This is a genomic window from Flavobacterium fructosi (assembly GCF_042787335.1).
GTDB lineage: Bacteria > Bacteroidota > Bacteroidia > Flavobacteriales > Flavobacteriaceae > Flavobacterium > Flavobacterium fructosi.
Genome location: NZ_JBHZQA010000006.1, coordinates 160692 through 180523, shown reverse-complemented (window position 1 = coordinate 180523; position 19832 = coordinate 160692). Strand labels below are relative to the sequence as shown.

The window sequence follows — 19832 nt, the reverse complement described above, 5'->3', positions numbered from 1 at the left end:
ATATATAAAGACTATTCTTCTTCGCCATCATTTTCCGAAGATTCGTCGTCATTTTCGTCATCAGAATCCGATTCAATTTCGAAGAAGCTAAAAATAGAACCACCATAACTTTTCTTGAAAGAAAAATTAATCATGTGATCCAGTTTGGTGTATTTAGAATGTTCAATTACCATCATTCCGTCCTGATTAAGCAATTCTTTTTCGAAAATTAAAGATACAATTTTCTCAAAGGTAGCTTGATCTAAAGCATAAGGAGGATCAGCAAATATAATGTCATAGGATGTTTTGCATCTTTCTAAATAAGTGAAAACATCACTTTTTGTGGCAGCAATATTAAAATCGAATTCAGTTGCCACTTGCTTGATGAATTTTACACAACCAAAATCACCATCAACAGATGTGATAGGCGTACTTCCTCTGGAGGCAAATTCATAACTGATATTTCCTGTTCCAGCGAATAAATCTAATATTTTAAGTCCTTCAAAACTGAAATGGTTATTCAAAACATTGAACAATGCTTCTTTAGACATATCGGTGGTGGGGCGAACGGGCAGACCTTTTGGAGGAGAAATGCGTCTTCCTTTGTATTTTCCTGAAATGATTCTCATGAGTTGAAAAGTATAAAATGATTTCTGTTTTCGGTCTCAGAAAAATAATTGTTCCATCGCAAATCGTTTACGTCAATAAGTGAAACGTTGCGAATGTATTTGTAAGCTATTTTGAAATAATCACTTTCGGTATCAATATTTCCGATTAGTTCTAATAGGAAATTCTCGGGATTTAAGTTCAATTGCTCTGCAGTGAATAATATGTAATACAAGAAATCTTCGGGTGTATTATAATCGAAAGAATTGAAAAGTAATAATTTTTGGTTTTGAACCACAATGATTTCAAAATGTTCCGAATTTATATGAACGAACATTTTTTTGTCATCTTTATTTTTGGAAGCAACCAATAATTTGGAAACCAAAATACTATTGGCGTGTTTGTAATCAAAAGAGCCAAACTGATCTATAAAAAAGTTATTGATATTTACATACGGAATATAAACTGCATTCATTTCATAATTTGCTATTTCGTCAAAGGCAAAAAAATCAGTTTTAAAAACCTTAGTGTTGTATTGCAAATAACTTCCTAGAAAGTTCTCGTCAAAAAGAGGCGCAGGAACAAACGTAGAAAGATTGTTGTTGTGAATTACCAGAATCTCATCATACGAATCCTTTAATACGGGATAATCACGAAAAGCATCAGCGAATAAATCCTCAATTTTTGTTGCTTTATTAAAGGTGTTAAAATGCACTTCATTAAAGGAAATAACCGTATCATTCAGCGTATCAAAACAGCAAAACGAAAGCCCAGTCAGGGAAACCTGAATGGAAAGTTTTTTATACACCTTCTCGGTTATATTTGTATTTTGTGTTGACATATCTGGATTTATATTCCATTTCTTCCTTAAAAACTTGAAAGGATTAAAAGCGTTGACAAACTTACAATTTTTTTTTATTCTAATGTCAATTTATGCAATTCCCTCGATTTTCATACTTATATTTGATGTTCATTTATAGCAATCCACTTCACATGAATTCCTCCTTGTTTTACAGTCTTTTACAGAAAAAATTTCCTTTTCAACCCACCTATAAACAAGATATTTTTTTTCAGAAAATTGCTATTTTTTTAACAGAGCCCGATAATAGAACCATTTTTGTGCTAAAAGGATACGCAGGAACGGGAAAAACGACTGTGATTTCGACGATTGTAAATAATCTGCCAGAGATTAATAAAAAATATGTTTTGCTTGCGCCAACAGGACGCGCAGCCAAAGTAATTGCCAATTATTCGAATAAACCTGCTTTTACAATTCATAAAAAAATATATTTTCCCAAGAAATCTTCCGGTGGCGGCGTTTCTTTTACGTTGCAACAAAACAAACACAAGAACACGATTTTTATCGTCGATGAAGCTTCGATGATTTCAGATACCAATTCAGATTCTAAGTTATACGAAAACGGTTCTTTATTAGACGATTTGATTTCGTATGTGTATTCAGGAACCAATTGTAAGATGATTTTATTGGGAGATACCGCTCAGTTGCCTCCGGTGAATTTAGATATTAGTCCTGCATTAGATATTCAAACTTTAGGCATGAACTACGATAAGGAAGTAGAACATATCGAATTAGACGAAGTAATGCGTCAGGAAGAAAATTCGGGAATTTTGCATAATGCAACAGAACTTCGAGAATTATTGAAAGATTCATTTATCACGGAATTCAAATTTAATGTTCGAAAATATAAAGATATCGTTCGACTTACTGATGGATATGATATTCAGGATGCGATTAATTCGGCGTACAGTAATTATAGTATCGAAGACACTGCGTTTATTGTTCGTTCCAATAAAAGAGCAAATCAATACAATGAGCAAATCCGAACCAAAATCCTTGATAAAGAAAGTGAATTGTCTACCGGCGATTTTTTGATGGTGGTAAAAAACAATTATTTTTGGTTAAAAGATTCAGATGAAGCTGGTTTTATTGCCAATGGTGATATTATTGAAGTGTTGGAAATTTTTAATATCAAAGAGTTGTATGGTTTTAAGTTTGCCAAAGTAAAAATACGAATGGTTGATTATCCAAGTCAGATTCCATTTGAAACCGTTTTATTATTGGATACCATAAAAAGCGAATCGCCTTCTTTAACCTATGAAGAATCCAACCGATTGTATCAGGAAGTATTGAAAGATTATGACGGTGAAACTAAATTCAACCAATTCCAGAAAGTAAAAGCCAACGAATATTTCAATGGTCTACAAGTTAAATTCTCGTATGCAATAACCTGTCATAAATCACAAGGTGGTCAATGGAATACCGTTTTTATAGAACAGCCGTATTTGCCTGACGGAATTAATAGAGATTACATCCGCTGGTTGTATACCGCTATGACCCGAGCAAAAAATAAATTATATTTGATAGGGTTTAAGGATGAAAGTTTTGAAGAGTAAATTTAATAAACATATAAGTTTTAAATTTATTGCCCTACTTATATGACTTAAATGTTTCAATTTTTTTTGAACTAATAAATTATGAACACATTAAACGACTTACATAAAATATCAGGTTCTTTTTCGAATACTGAAAAAATGCCGTTACTATTTTTGGGACATGGAAGCCCGATGAACGCAATTGAGGAAAATCAGTTCGTGACTGGGTTTCGAAACTTGGCCAAAACGTTGCCGCAACCGAATGCCATTTTATGTATTTCGGCGCATTGGTTTACCAATGGAACCAAAGTTACCGCAATGAAAATGCCACGAACGATTCATGATTTTGGAGGTTTTCCACAAGCGTTATTTGACGTTGAATATCCTGCAAAAGGAAGCCCAGAATTAGCATTAGAAACCAAAGAATTATTGCTGCCCACAGAAGTCGAACTAGACGAACATTGGGGCTTAGATCACGGATCTTGGAGTGTAATCAAACATTTATATCCTGAAGCCAATGTCCCTGTTGTTCAGTTGAGTATTGATTATACTAAATCAGGGCAATACCATTTTGATTTGGCTCAAAAATTAAGCGCTTTGCGTACCAAAGGAATCCTTATTGTAGGCAGTGGGAATATCGTTCATAATTTGAGATTGGTAGATTTTGAAAATTTCGAAAAAGACAATTACGGCTACGATTGGGCTATTGAGGCAAGGGAAACAGTCAATAATTATTTAGTGGACGGTAATTTCCAGCCACTGATTGATTTTGAAACACAAAGTAGAGCATTACAATTAGCGATTCCTACGCCTGAGCATTATTTGCCTTTGATTTATACTTTGGGATTAAAAGGAAAATCCGAAGAACTGAGTTTGTTCAATGATAAGTTACTGGGCGGTTCATTGAGTATGACTTCGGTAAAGATTATGTAGGATTATTTTGTGAAATAAATCTTATATTTGAATGATTGAAATGAAAATAGTACTCACAAAAACCCATTTCCCAGATAGCGATCCCACTCGGGACCATACTAAAATTGCAATTAATATATTTGTGTTCGATGCTAGCGACACGCTCGCAGCAGGAATTAAAAATAAAACATTACGACTTATTGTCTTTGTGGCAAATTAAAAAAATAATACAATATGAAAATAATAGCCGTCATTCCCGCCCGTTACGCTTCCACAAGATTTCCAGCTAAACTGATGCAGGATTTGGGAGGCAAAACTGTAATTCTAAGAACCTATGAAGCCGCCATAAACACACAATTATTTGATGATGTTTTTGTGGTAACGGATTCAGATATGATTTATGATGAAATTATTTCCAATGGTGGAAAAGCCATCAAGAGCATCAAGGAACACGAATCAGGGAGTGATCGCATTGCGGAAGCTATTGAACATCTAGATGTGTCTGTTGTGGTGAATGTTCAGGGAGACGAACCTTTTATAGATGCAGAACCTTTAGCAAAACTGATCGAAATTTTCAGACATGATGCGACACAACAAGTTGATTTGGCTTCTTTGATGCGCGAAATAAAAAATGATGACGAAATCCATAATCCCAATAATGTAAAAGTGGTAGTGGATCAAAACGAATTTGCGTTGTACTTTTCGCGTTCGGTGATTCCATATGCAAGAGAGAAAAATGTGGGTGTTCGTTATTTTCAACACATTGGAATTTATGCTTTTAGAAAACAGGCATTATTAGATTTTTACCATCTACCAATGAAATCTTTGGAAGCATCCGAAAAACTGGAGCAATTACGTTATTTAGAATTTGGAAAAAGAATCAAAATGGTCGAAACCACTCATATTGGAATTGGAATCGATACTCTGGAGGATTTAGAGAAGGCCAGAAAGATGCTGTAAATTAATTTTCGTTTTCTTGCTCAAAATACCCCTTTGATTTTATTTTGGTGGAGAAAAAATTTAAAAATAGCACCACAAAAAATAAAAAAAGTAAGGCTTGTGTACTTACCAAAAATTTACCTTGAGTGGTTACCGGATAGAAATCTCCATACCCAATCGAAGATGAAGTTATAATACTGAAATAAACAGCATCAAACCAGTTGCTAAAAGGTTTATTCAAATAACTGTCACAAGAATATAATACGGCGTATGCAAAAACTATTTCCAGATAGTTAAGGAACAGCAATAACATGGATCTTTTATAAGATCGTGGTTTTGAAAATAAGTCGGAAGCGAAAATCAATGTTGGTATATACAAGATTGTTTCCAGTAAAACATAAACTAAAAGTGCAACAAGAAATGGGTCGTTGTGTAAACCGCTTACTAAAAGCACTAAAGGGAATATGACTTTAAGCAAAACATAAAAATCGACTGCCAAATCTTCATATTCAGGACCTCTTTTGAAAGCAAAATATTTGATGTAAATTCCTGGGAAGAGCAACTGCGAAGAGGAAAGAAATAAACGAACCATTTTTTCTATTCCATTATCATCCTGATGGTCGTTGTTCCAAATGGCTTTTATATTTTGAATGCGCTTCTCAACAGGATTAAATTCTGGAGGGGCAACCTTGGAAATATTTCCCAACAGCAATTTTTTTATGATTTTTTTCACTGAATTATTGTTTAGGAAATCCTATCTAAATGTACAAAATAATTTGCGGAACTTTAAAAGCGCGGGGCAAACTTTTATTACACCATTTTTTCTATTACAATCAATTCATTATGAACTTCTATTCTTGGAATAGTTCTGATTTTGAATTGGTGCTCGTTAAAATCAGTCAAGTATTTTTTATTTCTTATATTTTGACTTTCATTCAGAATCATGGTATTGAAAAGTACGAACCCTTTATTTTTTAATAGGTAACAAATTCGATTGGTAAAGAAAGTTTCAAATAAAAAGTTGGGCATAGTAATATCCTGAAAAATGTCTATGATTATTAAATCGTATTTATCTTTGGTTTTTAAAACAAATTCAAATGCGTCTCCAATAACAACTTCCAGATTTTTAATTTCATTCAGCTTGAAATAATTGTTCGCCACTTTGATTATTTCTGAATCAAGTTCAACACCCGTTATTTTTCCTTCAAATTTAATTTCATCTACCAGGGTTTTTATAACGCTACCACCGGCGACACCCAAAACTAAAATGGAATCCATGTCGATTATTTTTTTATAGCCAATGTTTTTCAAACCAACTTTTAAAATGCGTTGCAAACTGCCATACGAATAATTAGTATTTTCTGAATCTAAAACTAGCTCACCGTTTGCCCAAGTAACTTCTATTGATTTACTGAGAGTTGATTTTGCCTCATAAATTTTTACGGGAATAAGATAACTGAAAAGTTTTTTAATCATAAGTGACGGTTTTACTCAAAAATAAGATTTAAATTATTCGTTTTGTACGAAAGGAGGAAAGAATGAAGAAACAAATATACAAATGGATATTTTTCAGGCTTATGAATTGGAAAATTTAGGATTCAATAGATCCTGCCATACGGAAATGTGTGATGATGGTGATGCCGCATACCAGTGTTCATGATTTTTATATAAGAATTTTTACCAGAGGAATTACAGGATGAGAGATGAATTTGATGGGTAAAAAAGAATTGTACCGTTTTTCATTAGGGTTTTATTTTCACTACATGGGAGGAGAGCCTTTAGATCGTTAAGGAGGATTGAATAAAGTAGATTCTATTGCCGCTATTTTTCAAAGAAAAGAAACGTTCAGACTTGCCGTCCTTTTAGAAGGAACCGAAAAAAACAGATGCATAAAAAACAGGTTTCTATTCTATTGCATTAAAAGCAAATTTCCCTATAATTCCCGTTGCTTTTGATTTTGGAAAAAAAGTAGTTAATTTGGGAAAGTCGTTAATGCCGACTGGTAATCTAGAGGAAGACCTGCTTATTTTAAATAAACACTTTATTGTTGTACTTGGCAAAGTTCCTGAAAAAGGATTTAAAGTATCAGTTTAAAATAAAAATACAAAACCTCTAATTTGGGTTAAATACTTTAAAAGTTCCATTTTTATAAAAGAATACAATTTTTTCCACTTCGCCCGAAAATGCTTCTTTAGTATTTTTATTTATCATTTTTTCTGTTTCCAATGCATTTCTATTTATTGAATTTTGTGTTTCAGAAAATAAATTATTTGAAATTTTTTCTTCCGCAAAAAGAGTAGGAGTATTTTGTTTAAAAACTTCCTCCGCTTGATTTTCTCTCTTTTCAGCAGCGAAAACATTTTTTGGAAATGTTCCTTTGCCATTCAAAATCCAATAAAGATCTACTTCAGGATATACCTCTAAAATTTTAAGAATAAAGTCTAAGCTTGGTTTGTTTCTACCTGAAAGAAGGTGAGACAAACTAGAGCGTTGTACTCCAATTTTATCAGCAAATGAAGAAGCATTTAAGCTGTAATAATCCAGTATGATTTCTAGTCTTTTTATAAAATCCTCTATGTTTACCATTGTAAATTATATTTAAAAATAAGCTATTTACAAATGTAATCAAAATAAACAAAACCACCAAAAGCAAAAGTTTAAAGTGATTTTATTAGTGTACTAAACATAAAGTTATAACGCAAATAGCGTTACTTAACCGGCTGATAAATAACTATTAACGGTATAAAAATAAAAAAGATAACAATTGTCATTTGTAAAGGACTTGAATACGCTTTGCAAGCCATCAAAAGTGTTTACATATTTAAAATAAAACAAAAAATAATTGTTTACAAATGTAAATACAAAGATGTTTACTTTTGTAAATCAAATAATACGGTATGAATTTAGAAGAATTATTTATAGAATTTAAAGAAGAATCTATACAAGGTCGTTACATTACTTTAGATTCAATTGAGCCTTTATTGCAGAAATTAAACACCAACAATCAGCTTAAAATTGTTGGTGAATCAGTGCTTGAAAAACCAATTTACACTTATCAAATTGGAGATGGAAAAATCAAAATTTTCCTTTGGTCACAAATGCATGGAAACGAAGGCACAACAACTAAAGCACTTTTTGATTTTTTAAATATACTAAACAGCGATTCTGAATTATCGAAAAAATTACTGCAAGCATTCACTTTTTGCTGTATTCCAATCTTGAATCCTGATGGGGCGTCTTTATATACGCGTGAAAATGCGAACAAAGTCGATTTGAATAGAGATTCTCAAAATCTATCTCAACCCGAAAGCAAGGTTTTAAGAGCTGTTTTCGAAGATTTCGCTCCTCATTATTGTTTTAACCTTCATGATCAGCGTACTATCTTTGGAGTAAGTCATACGGGTAAACCGGCGACCTTATCTTTTTTAGCGCCTTCTTACAATGAAGAACGTGAAATAAATGAATCCAGATTAAAAGCAATTAACTTGATTGCAGGAATAAATGAGGTTTTGCAACAATATTTGCCGGGTCAGATCGGGCGTTTTGATGATTCTTTTAATATTAATTGTATTGGCGATACGTTTCAATTTTTAGGCGTCCCTACTTTATTGTTTGAAGCGGGTCATTTTCAAGGTGATTATCAAAGGGAAGAGACACGAAAATATCTTTTTATGGCATTAGTTACTAGTTTTGCGATACTTAGCGAAAACGATATAGTTAGCAATGGAATTGATAAATATTTGAATATTCCTCAAAATAAAGTCGTTTTTTATGATTTTATATATAAAAATATCAAGATAAATTATGATGGTATCGAAATAATCACCAATTTTGCATCACAATACAAAGAGGAATTAATTGAAAATCAGATTTATTTTAATGCCTATATAATACAAGTAGGTGAATTAGAAAATTATTTTGGTCATTGTGAATTTGATGCTAAAGATGCAGTATACAAAGATGACGATCGTGGATTTCCGAAATTAAATCAAAAAGCTGATTTTTATTTAGATAATGACATTAAATTTGTTAACGGAATGATAGAAATATAATTTTAATGTCGTTTTGTTGTTTTTTATGTATATTTTTATACTTTGTAAGGGTTATTAGTAATAAAAATTAAAGAATTATGAGTAAGTTTCGTTTAGATGAAGTAGATCACCAGATTTTAGATATGTTAATAGATAACACGAGAGTTCCATTCACGGATATCGCAAAAAAATTGCTTATTTCAGCTGGAACTGTGCATGTCAGAGTTAAAAAAATGGAAGATGCAGGAATTATAATGGGATCTTCTTTAGTTCTTGATTATGATAAGTTAGGGTATTCTTTTATTGCTTACGTTGGTGTTTTCCTTAATAATACATCGCAAACGAAGTTTGTTTTAGAAAGAATTAATGAGATTCCTTACGTGACTGTTGCTTCTGTAACAACAGGTAAATTTAATATTTTCTGTAAAATTAGAGCTAAAGATACAAAACATGCTAAAGATGTAATCTTTATGATTGATGATATTGATGGTGTTTACAGAACTGAAACTATGATTTCTCTTGAAGAGAGTATTAATGATAAGAAGCGGTTAATGCATACTATTTTTAAAAATATGTAATTAATCTTGAATGCTATATTTAAAAATATAACCTCAAGTTAATTCTTGAGGTTTTTTTTATAACAAATTTTCCTATTAAACCAACCACAACTAAATTATGTACACACTACCAAAAATCGAACGTTTCAATCAAGACGTTCTTTCAAAATACCACATTTATAATAGTGTTTTTATAACATTGCCTTTTGACTCCATTGATAATACAGGTGTATTACTTCCGTTATTTACAGATGTTTGCGATACTGGTTTTAAAAAACAAGAGACCCCTAAAGAAATTGTAAATTTTTTTGCTAAAAGATACTTGCATAACGCTTCCGAAACGGACAAAATTGATTTAATGTTTCGTTTTATTCAATACATTGAACGTCAAATAGTTTTGTTTGATGCTATTGAAGATGCAGCATTTCCGGCCGTTAATAATATGGAAGGAAGAGGGTCTTTGAGGGATATTAAAGAGAAATCAGAGGCTAAAGATAAGGAAGAGGAACTGATTGAGTTTTTAGAAAACTTTAATGTAAGAACCGTTTTGACTGCACATCCTACGCAGTTTTATCCCGGAGCTGTTCTAGGGATTATTAATGATTTGACGGATGCAATCCGAAAAAACAACTTACTGGAAATTAAACAGTTACTGGCTCAATTAGGAAAAACTCCTTTTATTCAAAATGAAAAGCCAAATCCTTTTGATGAAGCGGTCAGCTTGATTTGGTATCTAGAAAATGTATTTTATGAAACTTCCGGCGAAATGGTGCAATACCTTCAGAAGAATATTTTTCATGGAAAGTCAATTAATAACCCATTAATTCAACTGGGTTTTTGGCCAGGTGGAGATCGCGATGGTAACCCATTTGTAACTACAGAAATTACTTTGAAAGTTGCAGAACGTTTGAGAACGTCAATATTAAAATGCTATTACATTGAAATTAGAAATTTAAAAAGAAAGCTAACCTTTTCAGGCGTAGATATTTTAGTATCTGAACTTGAATATAAACTTTACAGATCTGTTTTCTATTCTAAAGGTGAAATTTTTATCACTTTGAATGAGTTCAAATCTCAATTAAATAAAATAAAGCAAATTATTATAGATCAACATCAATCTTTATATTTAGACGAAGTTGATGCTCTTCTTGTTAAAGTGAATTTATTTGGTTTCCATTTTGCTTCTTTAGACATACGTCAAAATAGTAAAATACACGATGCTGTGTTTAATGATGTCGTAAAATATTATTTGAATTATGATTCTTCCGTTTTTCCTGAAAACTATTTTCAATTAACAGAAGAGGAAAAGTTTGCAGTGGTTTCTGGTATTAGCGGTAATCTTGATGCGAAGGTGTTCGACAATGAAATGACACGCTCTACTATCGAGTCCATCCAGGCCATAAAAACGATACAGGAAAAGAATGGGGAATTTGGTGCAAACCGTTATATTATCAGCAACAATGAAAGTGCGCTTAATGTTATGGAAACCTTTGCTCTTTTTAAATTAAGCAACTGGGAAAACCCATCGGTTGATATCGTTCCTCTTTTTGAATCTGTTGATGATTTACAGAATGCGCATGCAATAATGGAAAAATTATATACCAATCCTGCTTATGCTGTTCACCTTAAAAACAGAAATAACAAGCAAACCATAATGCTTGGTTTTTCTGATGGTACGAAAGACGGTGGTTATTTAATGGCAAACTGGAGTATTTACAGAGCTAAAGAAGAGCTTACACAGATTTCAAGAAAATATGGCATAAAAGCTATTTTCTTTGATGGTCGTGGTGGCCCGCCCGCTCGTGGTGGTGGAAAAACACATAAATTTTATGCTTCATTAGGCCCAAATATTGAAAATAATGAAATTCAAGTTACGGTACAAGGACAGACGATAAGTTCAAATTTTGGTACTTTAGATTCTTGTCGTTATAATCTGGAAAACTTATTAAGTGCAGGTGTTACTAATCAGGTTTTCAATAAAGGTCAAAATGTGTTAACTACAGATGAGAAAGATATTTTAGATCAACTAGCAGAAACGGGTTATGAGAAATATTTGAGTTTCAAGAATCATCCTAAATTTATTCCTTATTTGGAACAAATGAGTACTTTGAAATATTATGCTAAAACAAATATTGGAAGTCGACCTTCAAAAAGAAGTAAATCAGAGCAGTTAGATTTTGCGGATTTACGTGCTATTCCTTTTGTGGGATCTTGGAGTCAATTAAAGCAAAATGTCCCTGGATTTTTTGGAGTAGGTACAGCCTTGAAACATTTTGAAGATAATAATCAGTGGGATAAGGTGCAAAGTGTTTATGATAATTCCTTATTCTTTAAAACGCTTTTGGAAAACAGTATGATGTCATTGGCTAAATCATTTTTTCCATTAACAGCCTACATGAAAAAAGATCCCGAATTTGGAGAATTTTGGCAAATTATTTATGATGAATTTTTAGAAACGAAAAGATTATTGCTAAAAATAGCAGGTCATAAAACACTTATGGAAAATTATCCTGATGGTAAAGCTTCTATTGACATTAGGGAGCATATTGTATTGCCATTGTTGACGATACAACAATATGCTTTATTGAGAATTAATGAAATTAATAAAGAGGAAAAACCAGATGTAGAATTGATTAAAGTGTATGAAAAAATTGTAACACGTTCTCTTTTTGGAAATACAAATGCGAGTAGAAATTCAGCTTAATTAAAAAAAATGAAAACAGATCAATTGCCTGTAAATGAATATTCTGATTTTAACGCAACTTATATCGAAGCTGCGGGGAATGTTGAAATGATTGAAGAATTGGAAATTTGTCTCCACGATTTTATTCGTTTTGTACAAAACATTCCTATGGATAAATTTGATTATAGATATGCCGAAGGCAAGTGGACAATCAAAGATATTATTCAGCACATTATTGATACGGAACGTATTTTTGCCTATCGCGCTTTAAGAATTTCTAGAAATGACAAAACGCTTTTACCAGGTTTTGAACAAAATTACTATGTCGATAACACTAATGCTAATGATCGAAATATTCAGGACTTGCTAACAGAGTTTTCTGCTGTTAGGCAATCTACTTTGTTGCTTTTCAAGAGCTTCTCAGAAAAGCAGTTAAAAAGAATGGGGACTGCTTCTAATGCGGCTATTTCAGTTCGTGCCATTGGTTTTATTATCATTGGTCATCAAAAACACCATCAAAAGGTTTTTCAAGAAAGGTATTTGTAACTTAATCTAAAAATGCTGACCAAATTTTTAATTTATTTTCAAAAGACATTGTATTAGCAGGACTGGTTGAAGGCATCACATAATACATGATGCCTTTTATTTGTCCGAATTTTTTCAGAAAGTACTTATGACTTTCTTTTCCGTTAAAGACAATTTTAGTTATTGCTGGAAATTCTTTAAATAACGATTCAAAATCATTTTCTTTATGATTTTTGATGTGAATGTCCAAACTCCCTTTCCTTTCGCAATTTTCCAATACATCCCACAATCCAATTTTGTTGGTTTGCAGTAGTTGTATTTTTTCTTCAAAAATTTCTGAAATTGGTAAACTTTCCAACAGCGTATACATTATTTTCCAAAAATGATTCCTTTTGTGGGCGTAATATTCCTGCTTTTCCAGAGAAGCGATACCAGGCATAGTTCCCAAAATCAGAATTTCAGTTTGAGAATTTACAAAAGGAGAAAATGAATTTATCATGCTTATTTTTTAAAGTACTGCGTTTTCTTTTTCTAGTATAGCCAATGCCAATCGGATTTTTCCGTAATCTATTTTTTCTTCAAAATAATCAAAATATGGTTTTAATGCATTGGGCGATTCTAGTTTTATTTGTGCTTCGGCAATTTGAGATACTTCCTTTTTAGAAATAAACGGATTTAAATCAATAGCAGCTCCGTCAACATATAATTTGGCTAAATGTGACATAATCGTACTCAAACCTAATTTTCGCTTTTGAGAAATTTCTTCTACTGATAATCCGTTTTGGTATAATTCTAATGTTTCTTTATAAGTGGTTGCCTCTTTCTTTTTTTTGACAACTTTGGATTTTTGAAAATCAATGATGGCTTTTATAAAAGCATCGCCATATTTTTCGAGTTTTGCTTTTCCAACTCCATCAATTGCTATTAGTTCGTCGTCGCTCATTGGTCTTTCGGTTTCCATTTGGCGTAAAGCGGCGTCGCTAAAAATGACATAGGCAGGAACGTTTTCTTCTTTTGAAATTTCGTAGCGTAATTTTCTAAGAGTTTCAAAAAGAGAATTGGAAACAGCTTTGCTTTTAACTTCCTGGATTTCGGATTTATCAATATTGATTTTCTGAACAGTTGTCAATTGTACTTTTTCTCCCTCAAATAGGACTTCAGCGGCTAAGGCGGTAAGTCGGATTTTATTTTGTTGGTGGAACGCGATTTCGCAAATCCCTTGATTTATTAACTGGATGATGTATTGATTCCAGTCGTGCCAAGAGATATCGCTACCCACAGCATAAGTTTTCAGATTATGATATTCTTTTTCGAAAATATAAGCGTTTTTGGAGCCTCTTAGAAAATCGACAATTACAGGCAGAGATTCATTTTCCTTTAAACGAATTATTGCTGATAATGCCTTTTGGGCAATAATGGTTCCGTCAAAAAAGGCAGGCGGATTTTTGCAAATATCACAATTACCGCAATTTTCGGTAACCAATTCCCCGAAATAAGAAAGCAATATTTTCCTTCTGCAACTTAAAGCGTCAGCATATTGTCTCATTCTTTCCAGTTTTGCCAATTGTACCTCGGCATTTAGTCCCTGTGAGGCAAATTTTTGAAGTTGAATTACATCGCCATAACTTTCGAACAAAACCGTTTCTGAAGGTAGTCCATCCCGACCGGCTCGTCCAATTTCCTGATAATATCCTTCTATGTTTTTTGGTAAATTATAATGAATAACCCAACGCACGTTTGATTTGTCAATTCCCATTCCAAAAGCAATGGTTGCACAAACTACTTGGCAGTCGTCATTAATGAATTCATCTTGGGTTTTTGAACGGATTTTATTATCCAAACCAGCATGATATGCTTTTGCATTAATACCAATTTTCTCTAGTTTCTCGGCGAGTTCTTCTGTCGTTTTACGGCTGAGACAATAAATGATACCGGACTCATTTGGTTTTTCTTTTATAAAATCTATAATTTGTTTGACTCTGTCTAAAGCCGGACGCACTTCTAAACTTAAATTTTTTCTATCAAAAGAAGCTAAAAAAGTTTTAGGATTTACTAAGTTTAATTGATCGCTAATATCCTTACGTGTAGCTTTGTCTGCAGTTGCAGTTAAAGCTAAAATTGGAGTAGAAGGGAAGCGTTTTTTTAAGTAACCTAAATTAGTATAGGCAGGCCTAAAATCATGTCCCCAAGACGAGATGCAATGTGCTTCGTCAATAGCAATAAGGCTTATGGTTAGACTATTAAAAATATTGTCCAGATAAGACAAACTTTCTGGTGCAATGTAGACTAATTTTATTATGTTTGATTTTAAGTTTTCAATATAAAACTGGCGTTCATCTTCCGTTTGGCTACTATTGATAAAACAGGCGGCAACACCATTGGCTTTAAGACTATCAACCTGGTCTTTCATTAAAGCAATTAAGGGAGAAATTACTATTGTAATTCCGGGTAATATCAACGCAGGCAGTTGAAAACAGATTGATTTTCCTCCACCAGTTGGCATAATTGCTAACGTATCATAACCAGCGAGAATACAATTTATAATGTCTTCCTGATTGGGTCTGAACTTTTCAAAACCAAAATTTTCTTTAAGGGTGGCATGTAAAATTGAAGTTGTCATTTTGGCTTGTAATTTAATTCTCAATTAAAAAAAAAGGAACTCATTGAGAGTTCCTTTTATGTGTTTTTCGAAAGGTTTTTTAATCCTCGTCTTCGTCGTCAAATTCATCTGATAATACTTTTTCATCATCATCGTCATCACCGTCTTCAGAGTCTGTATCTGGTTTGTCTAGATTTTCATCCTCATCCTCATCCTCTTCAATTGCATCATCGTCATCAAGTTCAATTCCACTAATTGGCTCTACAACATTATCAATTTCATCATCTTCATCATAATTTTCAATTCTGTCAGCAAGTTTTGTACTTACTTTTACTAAGTAAATAGTATCTTCAGTTCGTACTTCTACTGCTTCAATTAATTCGTTTTTAGCATTTCTAAAACGTACAATGTTCGAATCATCATAACCATCAGGAAACTTTTCAACCAAAAGGTTTAAAATTTCATTGGTAAGTTTTGCGTAATCTACAATTACTCTTTTCATAAAGTTATTCTATAAATCTAATAAATAAGCGAAAATTAAAGGTGCTACAATTGTAGCATCGGACTCAATAATAAACTTTGGAGTTTTTATATCTAATTTACCCCAAGTAATTTTTTCATTCGGTACCGCTCCAGAATACGAACCGTAACTGGTTGTTGAATCTGAAATCTGACAAAAGTAACTCCAAAACGGAATGTCATGCATTTCCATATCTTGGTACAACATTGGAACAACGCATATTGGAAAATCTCCAGCAATTCCTCCGCCAATTTGGAAGAAACCAACACCATTTGTACTGTTTTTTGGATACCAATCTGATAAGAAAACCATGTATTCAATACCTGACTTCATTGTAGATGCTTTCAAATCACCTTTGATTACATATGATGCAAAAATATTTCCCATTGTACTGTCTTCCCATCCTGGTACAATAATAGGCAAGTTTTTCTCAGCGGCTGCATACATCCAACTGTCTTTCAAGTCAATTTCGTAATATTCCTCAAGAACTCCAGAAAGTAACATTTTGTACATAAATTCATGTGGAAAATATCTTTCCCCTTTATCATCGGCATCTTTCCATATTTTGTAAATATGTTTTTGCAAACGACGGAAAGCCTCATGTTCTGGAATACAAGTATCTGTAACTCTGTTTAATCCTCTTTCTAATAAATCCCACTCATCTTGAGGCGTCAGATCTCTGTAATTCGGTACTCTTTCGTAATGTGAATGAGCTACTAGATTCATGATGTCTTCTTCAAGATTTGCACCTGTACAAGAAATAATATGAACTTTATCCTGACGAATTATTTCAGAAAATATCTTTCCAATTTCGGCTGTACTCATTGCACCAGCCATACTCACCATCATTTTGGCACCATTTGCTAATTGTTGTTCGTATGCTTTTGCAGCATCAACTAAAGATGCAGAATTGAAATGCAAATAATGCTTTTCAATAAACTGACTGATAGGACCTTTACTCATTTTATTGGATTTAAATATTTAAAAGTTCATTATATTTGAATCTATGCGTATATTCAAATATAATGAATTTTTAAATTGACTAATTGTGTATTTAATTATTTATTTTTTATCGTAACCTAAAATTTTTAGGACATCTTCGGATGTTTGTTGTTCTGAAAACACTTCAGTTGCCAAAATCCCATTTTCATCGCGATCAATTAAAATATGTTTGGGCTGAGGAATAAGACAGTGGTGTAAACCTCCATATCCACCTATAGTTTCCTGATAGGCTCCTGTGTTGAAAAAACCGATATATAATGGTTTTTCCTTGTTGTATTTTGGTAAATAAATGGCATTCATATTTTGTTCTGAATTGTAATAATCATCACTATCACAAGTCATTCCGCCCAACAGTACTCTTTCGTATGTTTCATTCCAGCGGTTGACAGCCAACATAATGAAACGCTTGTTAATTGCCCAAGTATCTGGTAAAGTTGTAATAAAAGAGGAATCAATCATGTTCCATTTCTCTCTGTCATTTTGTTGTTTTTGATACAATATCTGATAAATAGCACCGCCACTTTCTCCTACTGTAAAAGAACCAAACTCTGTAAAAATATTTGGAACATCAACTTCGGCTTCATCACAGGCAATTTTTATCTGATTGATAATTTCGTCAATCATATATTGATAATCATACTCAAATGCCAATGAATTTTTGATAGGAAAACCACCACCAATATTCAATCCATCAAGGGTAGGGCATTCTTTTTTTAATGCAATGTAAACTTTGATACATTTTACTAATTCGTTCCAATAGTAAGCATTATCATTGATGCCGGTATTGATAAAAAAATGTAACATTTTAAGTTCCAATTTTTTATTTTCCTGAATCTGTTTTTTGTAAAAATTCACGATGTTTTTATATCCAATTCCTAATCGTGAAGTGTAAAACTCAAATTTAGGTTCTTCCTCGGCAGCAATACGAATTCCAATTTTGAATTTTCCTTTTATTTGTTCTTGTAAGAGATCTAACTCTTCATAGTTGTCAATAATTGGAATTGCATTTTTATGACCATTATTGATTATTCGCGCTATATTTTCAATGTACTGGTCTCTTTTGAAACCATTACAAATTACATAAGTGCTTTTGTTGATTTTGCCATTTGCCAATAAATTTTCGACAATGTTAATATCAAAAGCAGAGGAAGTTTCAATGTGAATGTTATTTTTGAAAGCTTCATTCATTATAAATTCAAAATGCGAGCTTTTCGTGCAATAACAGTAATAATATTTTGCCTCATATTTATTTTTTTCCATCGATTTACGAAACCAGCTTTTGGCTTTGTTGATGTTATTGGAAATTTGAGGCAGATAGGTAAACTTTAATGGGGTACCGTATTTCTCAACAAGTTTCATCAAATCGATATTGTGAAACTGAAGATTATCTTTGTTTAGTGTAAACTCTTCTTGAGGGAAATAATAAGTTTGATTTATTAAATCAGAATATTTTGTATTCATTTAATATTTAATATTTTAGATTGATTGTAATGTAAAAATAAACTAATCTAAAATTCAAACCCTAATATTTGCATAAATAATTTGAAGCTTTTCGTTATCTGCTTTCAAATACTGAAAAATATCAAAACTAAAGTTTCCTTTGATGGAATAAAAACGTTTCAACATTCTTAAAAAAGACCTATTGTTTCTGTTTTTATTGGAACTATAATTTATTTTGTTTTGACTTTTTTTCATCGTGGCAAATGTAAAAAATATTATATACGTAATGCAATCCTTTTTATTAAAAATATAATTATGATTTATAATCCTGGAAGGCGTCAAGAATTAATTCATTTTCAACAGATTGATTAATTTTGATTTTTCCTATTCCTTCTATTAACGCAAACTGAATGTTGCCATACTCATTTTTTTTGTCATGAATCAGTAATTCTAGTATAGGTTTTATATCATTTTCATCAAAAAGGATGTCGTCATATATACTCTTAATGGCTGATTTTATTTGAATATATTCCTCTTGATTGATTAGTTTTTTATGCATTGAGATATAACTTTCCAATATCATTCCAACAGCTATCGCTTCTCCATGTAATAAAGTAGTCTTGTTATCATTCTCTAAAAAATAACTTTCGATAGCATGCCCCAGGGTGTGACCAAAATTCAACGACTTACGAATATTTTTTTCCGTTGGATCTTGTGATACAATTTCATTTTTTATTTCAACGGATCTATATATTAATTCGTCAAAATCAGCAAAATCGATTGCTTTTAAATCTAAAAATTTCTCCCAATAGCTTTTGTCATATATCAATCCGTGTTTTAGCATTTCGGCAAGTCCGGAGCGCATTTCATTTTGTGGTAAAGTATCTAAATATTGTGTGTCAATAAGAACCATTTTAGGAACATTAATAACTCCGATTTGGTTTTTTAAACTCCCTAAATCAACCCCGTTTTTTCCACCAACGGAAGCGTCAACCATTGATAGTAGGGTGGTAGGAATATGAATAAAATCAACTCCTCTCTTGAATGTTGAAGCGACAAAACCACCTAGATCAGTAACAACACCGCCACCTAAATTAATGACGAGGCTTTTTCTATCGGCACCAAGTTCAGTTAATACATTCCAAATTTGGACACAAGTTTCGATATTTTTATTTTGTTCTCCTGCTTCAAATTCAATAATTTCAATAGTTAGATCCGTTTCCAGATAAGGAAGAAAATTAGGTAAACACAATTCATTGGTATTACTATCTACAATAATAAATAGATTTGAATATTTGGTTTCTTTTAAATGAAGGTTTAATGCTTCATATCCTTTTTCGTTGAAATAGATTGGGTAATTATTGGCTTGGATTGTTTGCATCATTTTTGATTAATTGAAAGCGCAAAATAAGGGAATTTTTGCTAATTATCAGTAAAAACAAACTCAATAATTAGATAAAAATATCACAAATAGAGACGAAAATATTTTATAAATCGTGAAACTGCCTTATTGTAAATAAGCTTTTATATGTTTTTACTAATTCTACAATGAAAATTAATACTCAAAAAACTAATTATAAAAAGTAAAATTAGTAACTTAAATCTGTTGATTATTTCGACTTAAAATATAAGAGGTTCTGAAAAA

Annotated in this window: 18 protein-coding genes; 7 read left to right on the top strand and 11 right to left on the bottom strand. The window is 32.0% G+C overall.

What is annotated here, in order from left to right; all coding sequences use genetic code 11:
• Positions 1 to 11 precede the first annotated feature (11 nt).
• Both ACFX5D_RS11295 and ACFX5D_RS11290 read right to left on the bottom strand, forming a co-directional pair.
• Positions 12 to 608 carry an RsmD family RNA methyltransferase gene (locus tag ACFX5D_RS11295; protein ID WP_379852902.1) on the bottom strand — a complete coding sequence of 199 codons (597 nt, stop codon included), beginning with the start codon at positions 606 to 608 and terminating at the stop codon, positions 12 to 14.
• Complete coding sequence (locus tag ACFX5D_RS11290; RefSeq protein WP_379858292.1) at positions 605 to 1426, bottom strand: DUF3822 family protein; 822 nt, start codon at positions 1424 to 1426, stop codon at positions 605 to 607. The genes ACFX5D_RS11295 and ACFX5D_RS11290 overlap by 4 nt, the downstream gene beginning before the upstream one ends.
• A 152-nt stretch (positions 1427 to 1578) precedes the next feature.
• On the opposite strand from ACFX5D_RS11290, the gene ACFX5D_RS11285 reads away from it, so the two are divergent.
• The 3 genes from ACFX5D_RS11285 (at position 1579) to kdsB (ending at position 4851) form a co-directional block, all read left to right on the top strand.
• A complete protein-coding gene (locus tag ACFX5D_RS11285) occupies positions 1579 to 3000 on the top strand; it encodes an ATP-dependent DNA helicase (RefSeq protein WP_379858309.1) in 1422 nt (473 codons plus the stop codon).
• An 81-nt stretch (positions 3001 to 3081) separates the two neighbouring features.
• Entirely contained in the window at positions 3082 to 3912 is an 831-nt protein-coding gene (gene ygiD / locus ACFX5D_RS11280; protein ID WP_379858291.1) for a 4,5-DOPA-extradiol-dioxygenase, read from the top strand.
• A 213-nt stretch (positions 3913 to 4125) separates the two neighbouring features.
• A complete protein-coding gene (kdsB, locus tag ACFX5D_RS11275) occupies positions 4126 to 4851 on the top strand; it encodes a 3-deoxy-manno-octulosonate cytidylyltransferase (RefSeq protein WP_379858290.1) in 726 nt (241 codons plus the stop codon).
• Between the two features lies 1 nt (position 4852).
• Here kdsB and ACFX5D_RS11270 read toward each other — a convergent pair whose 3' ends face one another.
• From ACFX5D_RS11270 to ACFX5D_RS11260, 3 genes are all read right to left on the bottom strand, one after another.
• On the bottom strand, positions 4853 to 5563 hold the full coding sequence (locus ACFX5D_RS11270; RefSeq protein ID WP_379858289.1) for a potassium channel family protein: 711 nt from the start codon (positions 5561 to 5563) through the stop codon (positions 4853 to 4855).
• A gap of 77 nt (positions 5564 to 5640) precedes the next feature.
• Positions 5641 to 6306, bottom strand: coding sequence for a spermidine synthase (locus ACFX5D_RS11265; protein WP_379858288.1), 666 nt, complete (start codon positions 6304 to 6306; stop codon positions 5641 to 5643).
• Positions 6307 to 6942: 636 nt separating this feature from the next.
• Positions 6943 to 7416 (bottom strand): helix-turn-helix domain-containing protein, encoded by a 474-nt coding sequence (locus tag ACFX5D_RS11260; protein WP_379858287.1) that lies wholly within the window; start codon positions 7414 to 7416, stop codon positions 6943 to 6945.
• A gap of 311 nt (positions 7417 to 7727) precedes the next feature.
• Between ACFX5D_RS11260 and ACFX5D_RS11255 the strand changes: the two genes are divergently transcribed.
• The 4 genes from ACFX5D_RS11255 (at position 7728) to ACFX5D_RS11240 (ending at position 12647) form a co-directional block, all read left to right on the top strand.
• The gene (locus tag ACFX5D_RS11255) at positions 7728 to 8882 is read left to right on the top strand and encodes a M14 family metallopeptidase (RefSeq protein WP_379858286.1); all 1155 of its coding nucleotides are present in this window, start codon (positions 7728 to 7730) and stop codon (positions 8880 to 8882) included.
• A gap of 77 nt (positions 8883 to 8959) precedes the next feature.
• Positions 8960 to 9439, top strand: a complete 480-nt coding sequence (locus tag ACFX5D_RS11250) for an Lrp/AsnC family transcriptional regulator (protein ID WP_066082003.1) — start codon at positions 8960 to 8962, stop codon at positions 9437 to 9439.
• Between the two features lie 97 nt (positions 9440 to 9536).
• On the top strand, positions 9537 to 12122 hold the full coding sequence (locus ACFX5D_RS11245) for a phosphoenolpyruvate carboxylase (protein WP_379858285.1): 2586 nt from the start codon (positions 9537 to 9539) through the stop codon (positions 12120 to 12122).
• Between the two features lie 9 nt (positions 12123 to 12131).
• Positions 12132 to 12647: a DinB family protein gene (locus tag ACFX5D_RS11240; protein ID WP_379858284.1), complete on the top strand. Its 516-nt coding sequence runs from the start codon at positions 12132 to 12134 to the stop codon at positions 12645 to 12647.
• Position 12648: 1 nt separating this feature from the next.
• Here ACFX5D_RS11240 and ACFX5D_RS11235 read toward each other — a convergent pair whose 3' ends face one another.
• The 6 genes from ACFX5D_RS11235 to aroB form a co-directional block, all read right to left on the bottom strand.
• A complete protein-coding gene (locus ACFX5D_RS11235) occupies positions 12649 to 13125 on the bottom strand; it encodes a DNA-deoxyinosine glycosylase (protein ID WP_379858283.1) in 477 nt (158 codons plus the stop codon).
• A gap of 9 nt (positions 13126 to 13134) precedes the next feature.
• Positions 13135 to 15246 (bottom strand): DNA helicase RecQ, encoded by a 2112-nt coding sequence (gene recQ / locus ACFX5D_RS11230; RefSeq protein ID WP_379858282.1) that lies wholly within the window; start codon positions 15244 to 15246, stop codon positions 13135 to 13137.
• Positions 15247 to 15325: 79 nt separating this feature from the next.
• Positions 15326 to 15727 carry a DNA primase gene (locus ACFX5D_RS11225; RefSeq protein ID WP_379858281.1) on the bottom strand — a complete coding sequence of 134 codons (402 nt, stop codon included), beginning with the start codon at positions 15725 to 15727 and terminating at the stop codon, positions 15326 to 15328.
• 9 nt (positions 15728 to 15736) lie between these two features.
• A complete protein-coding gene (locus ACFX5D_RS11220; protein WP_073208830.1) occupies positions 15737 to 16708 on the bottom strand; it encodes a deoxyhypusine synthase family protein in 972 nt (323 codons plus the stop codon).
• A 99-nt stretch (positions 16709 to 16807) separates the two neighbouring features.
• Positions 16808 to 18208, bottom strand: coding sequence for a type III PLP-dependent enzyme domain-containing protein (locus ACFX5D_RS11215; protein WP_379858280.1), 1401 nt, complete (start codon positions 18206 to 18208; stop codon positions 16808 to 16810).
• Positions 18209 to 18500: 292 nt separating this feature from the next.
• On the bottom strand, positions 18501 to 19568 hold the full coding sequence (gene aroB / locus ACFX5D_RS11210; protein WP_379858308.1) for a 3-dehydroquinate synthase: 1068 nt from the start codon (positions 19566 to 19568) through the stop codon (positions 18501 to 18503).
• Positions 19569 to 19832: the final 264 nt, after the last annotated feature.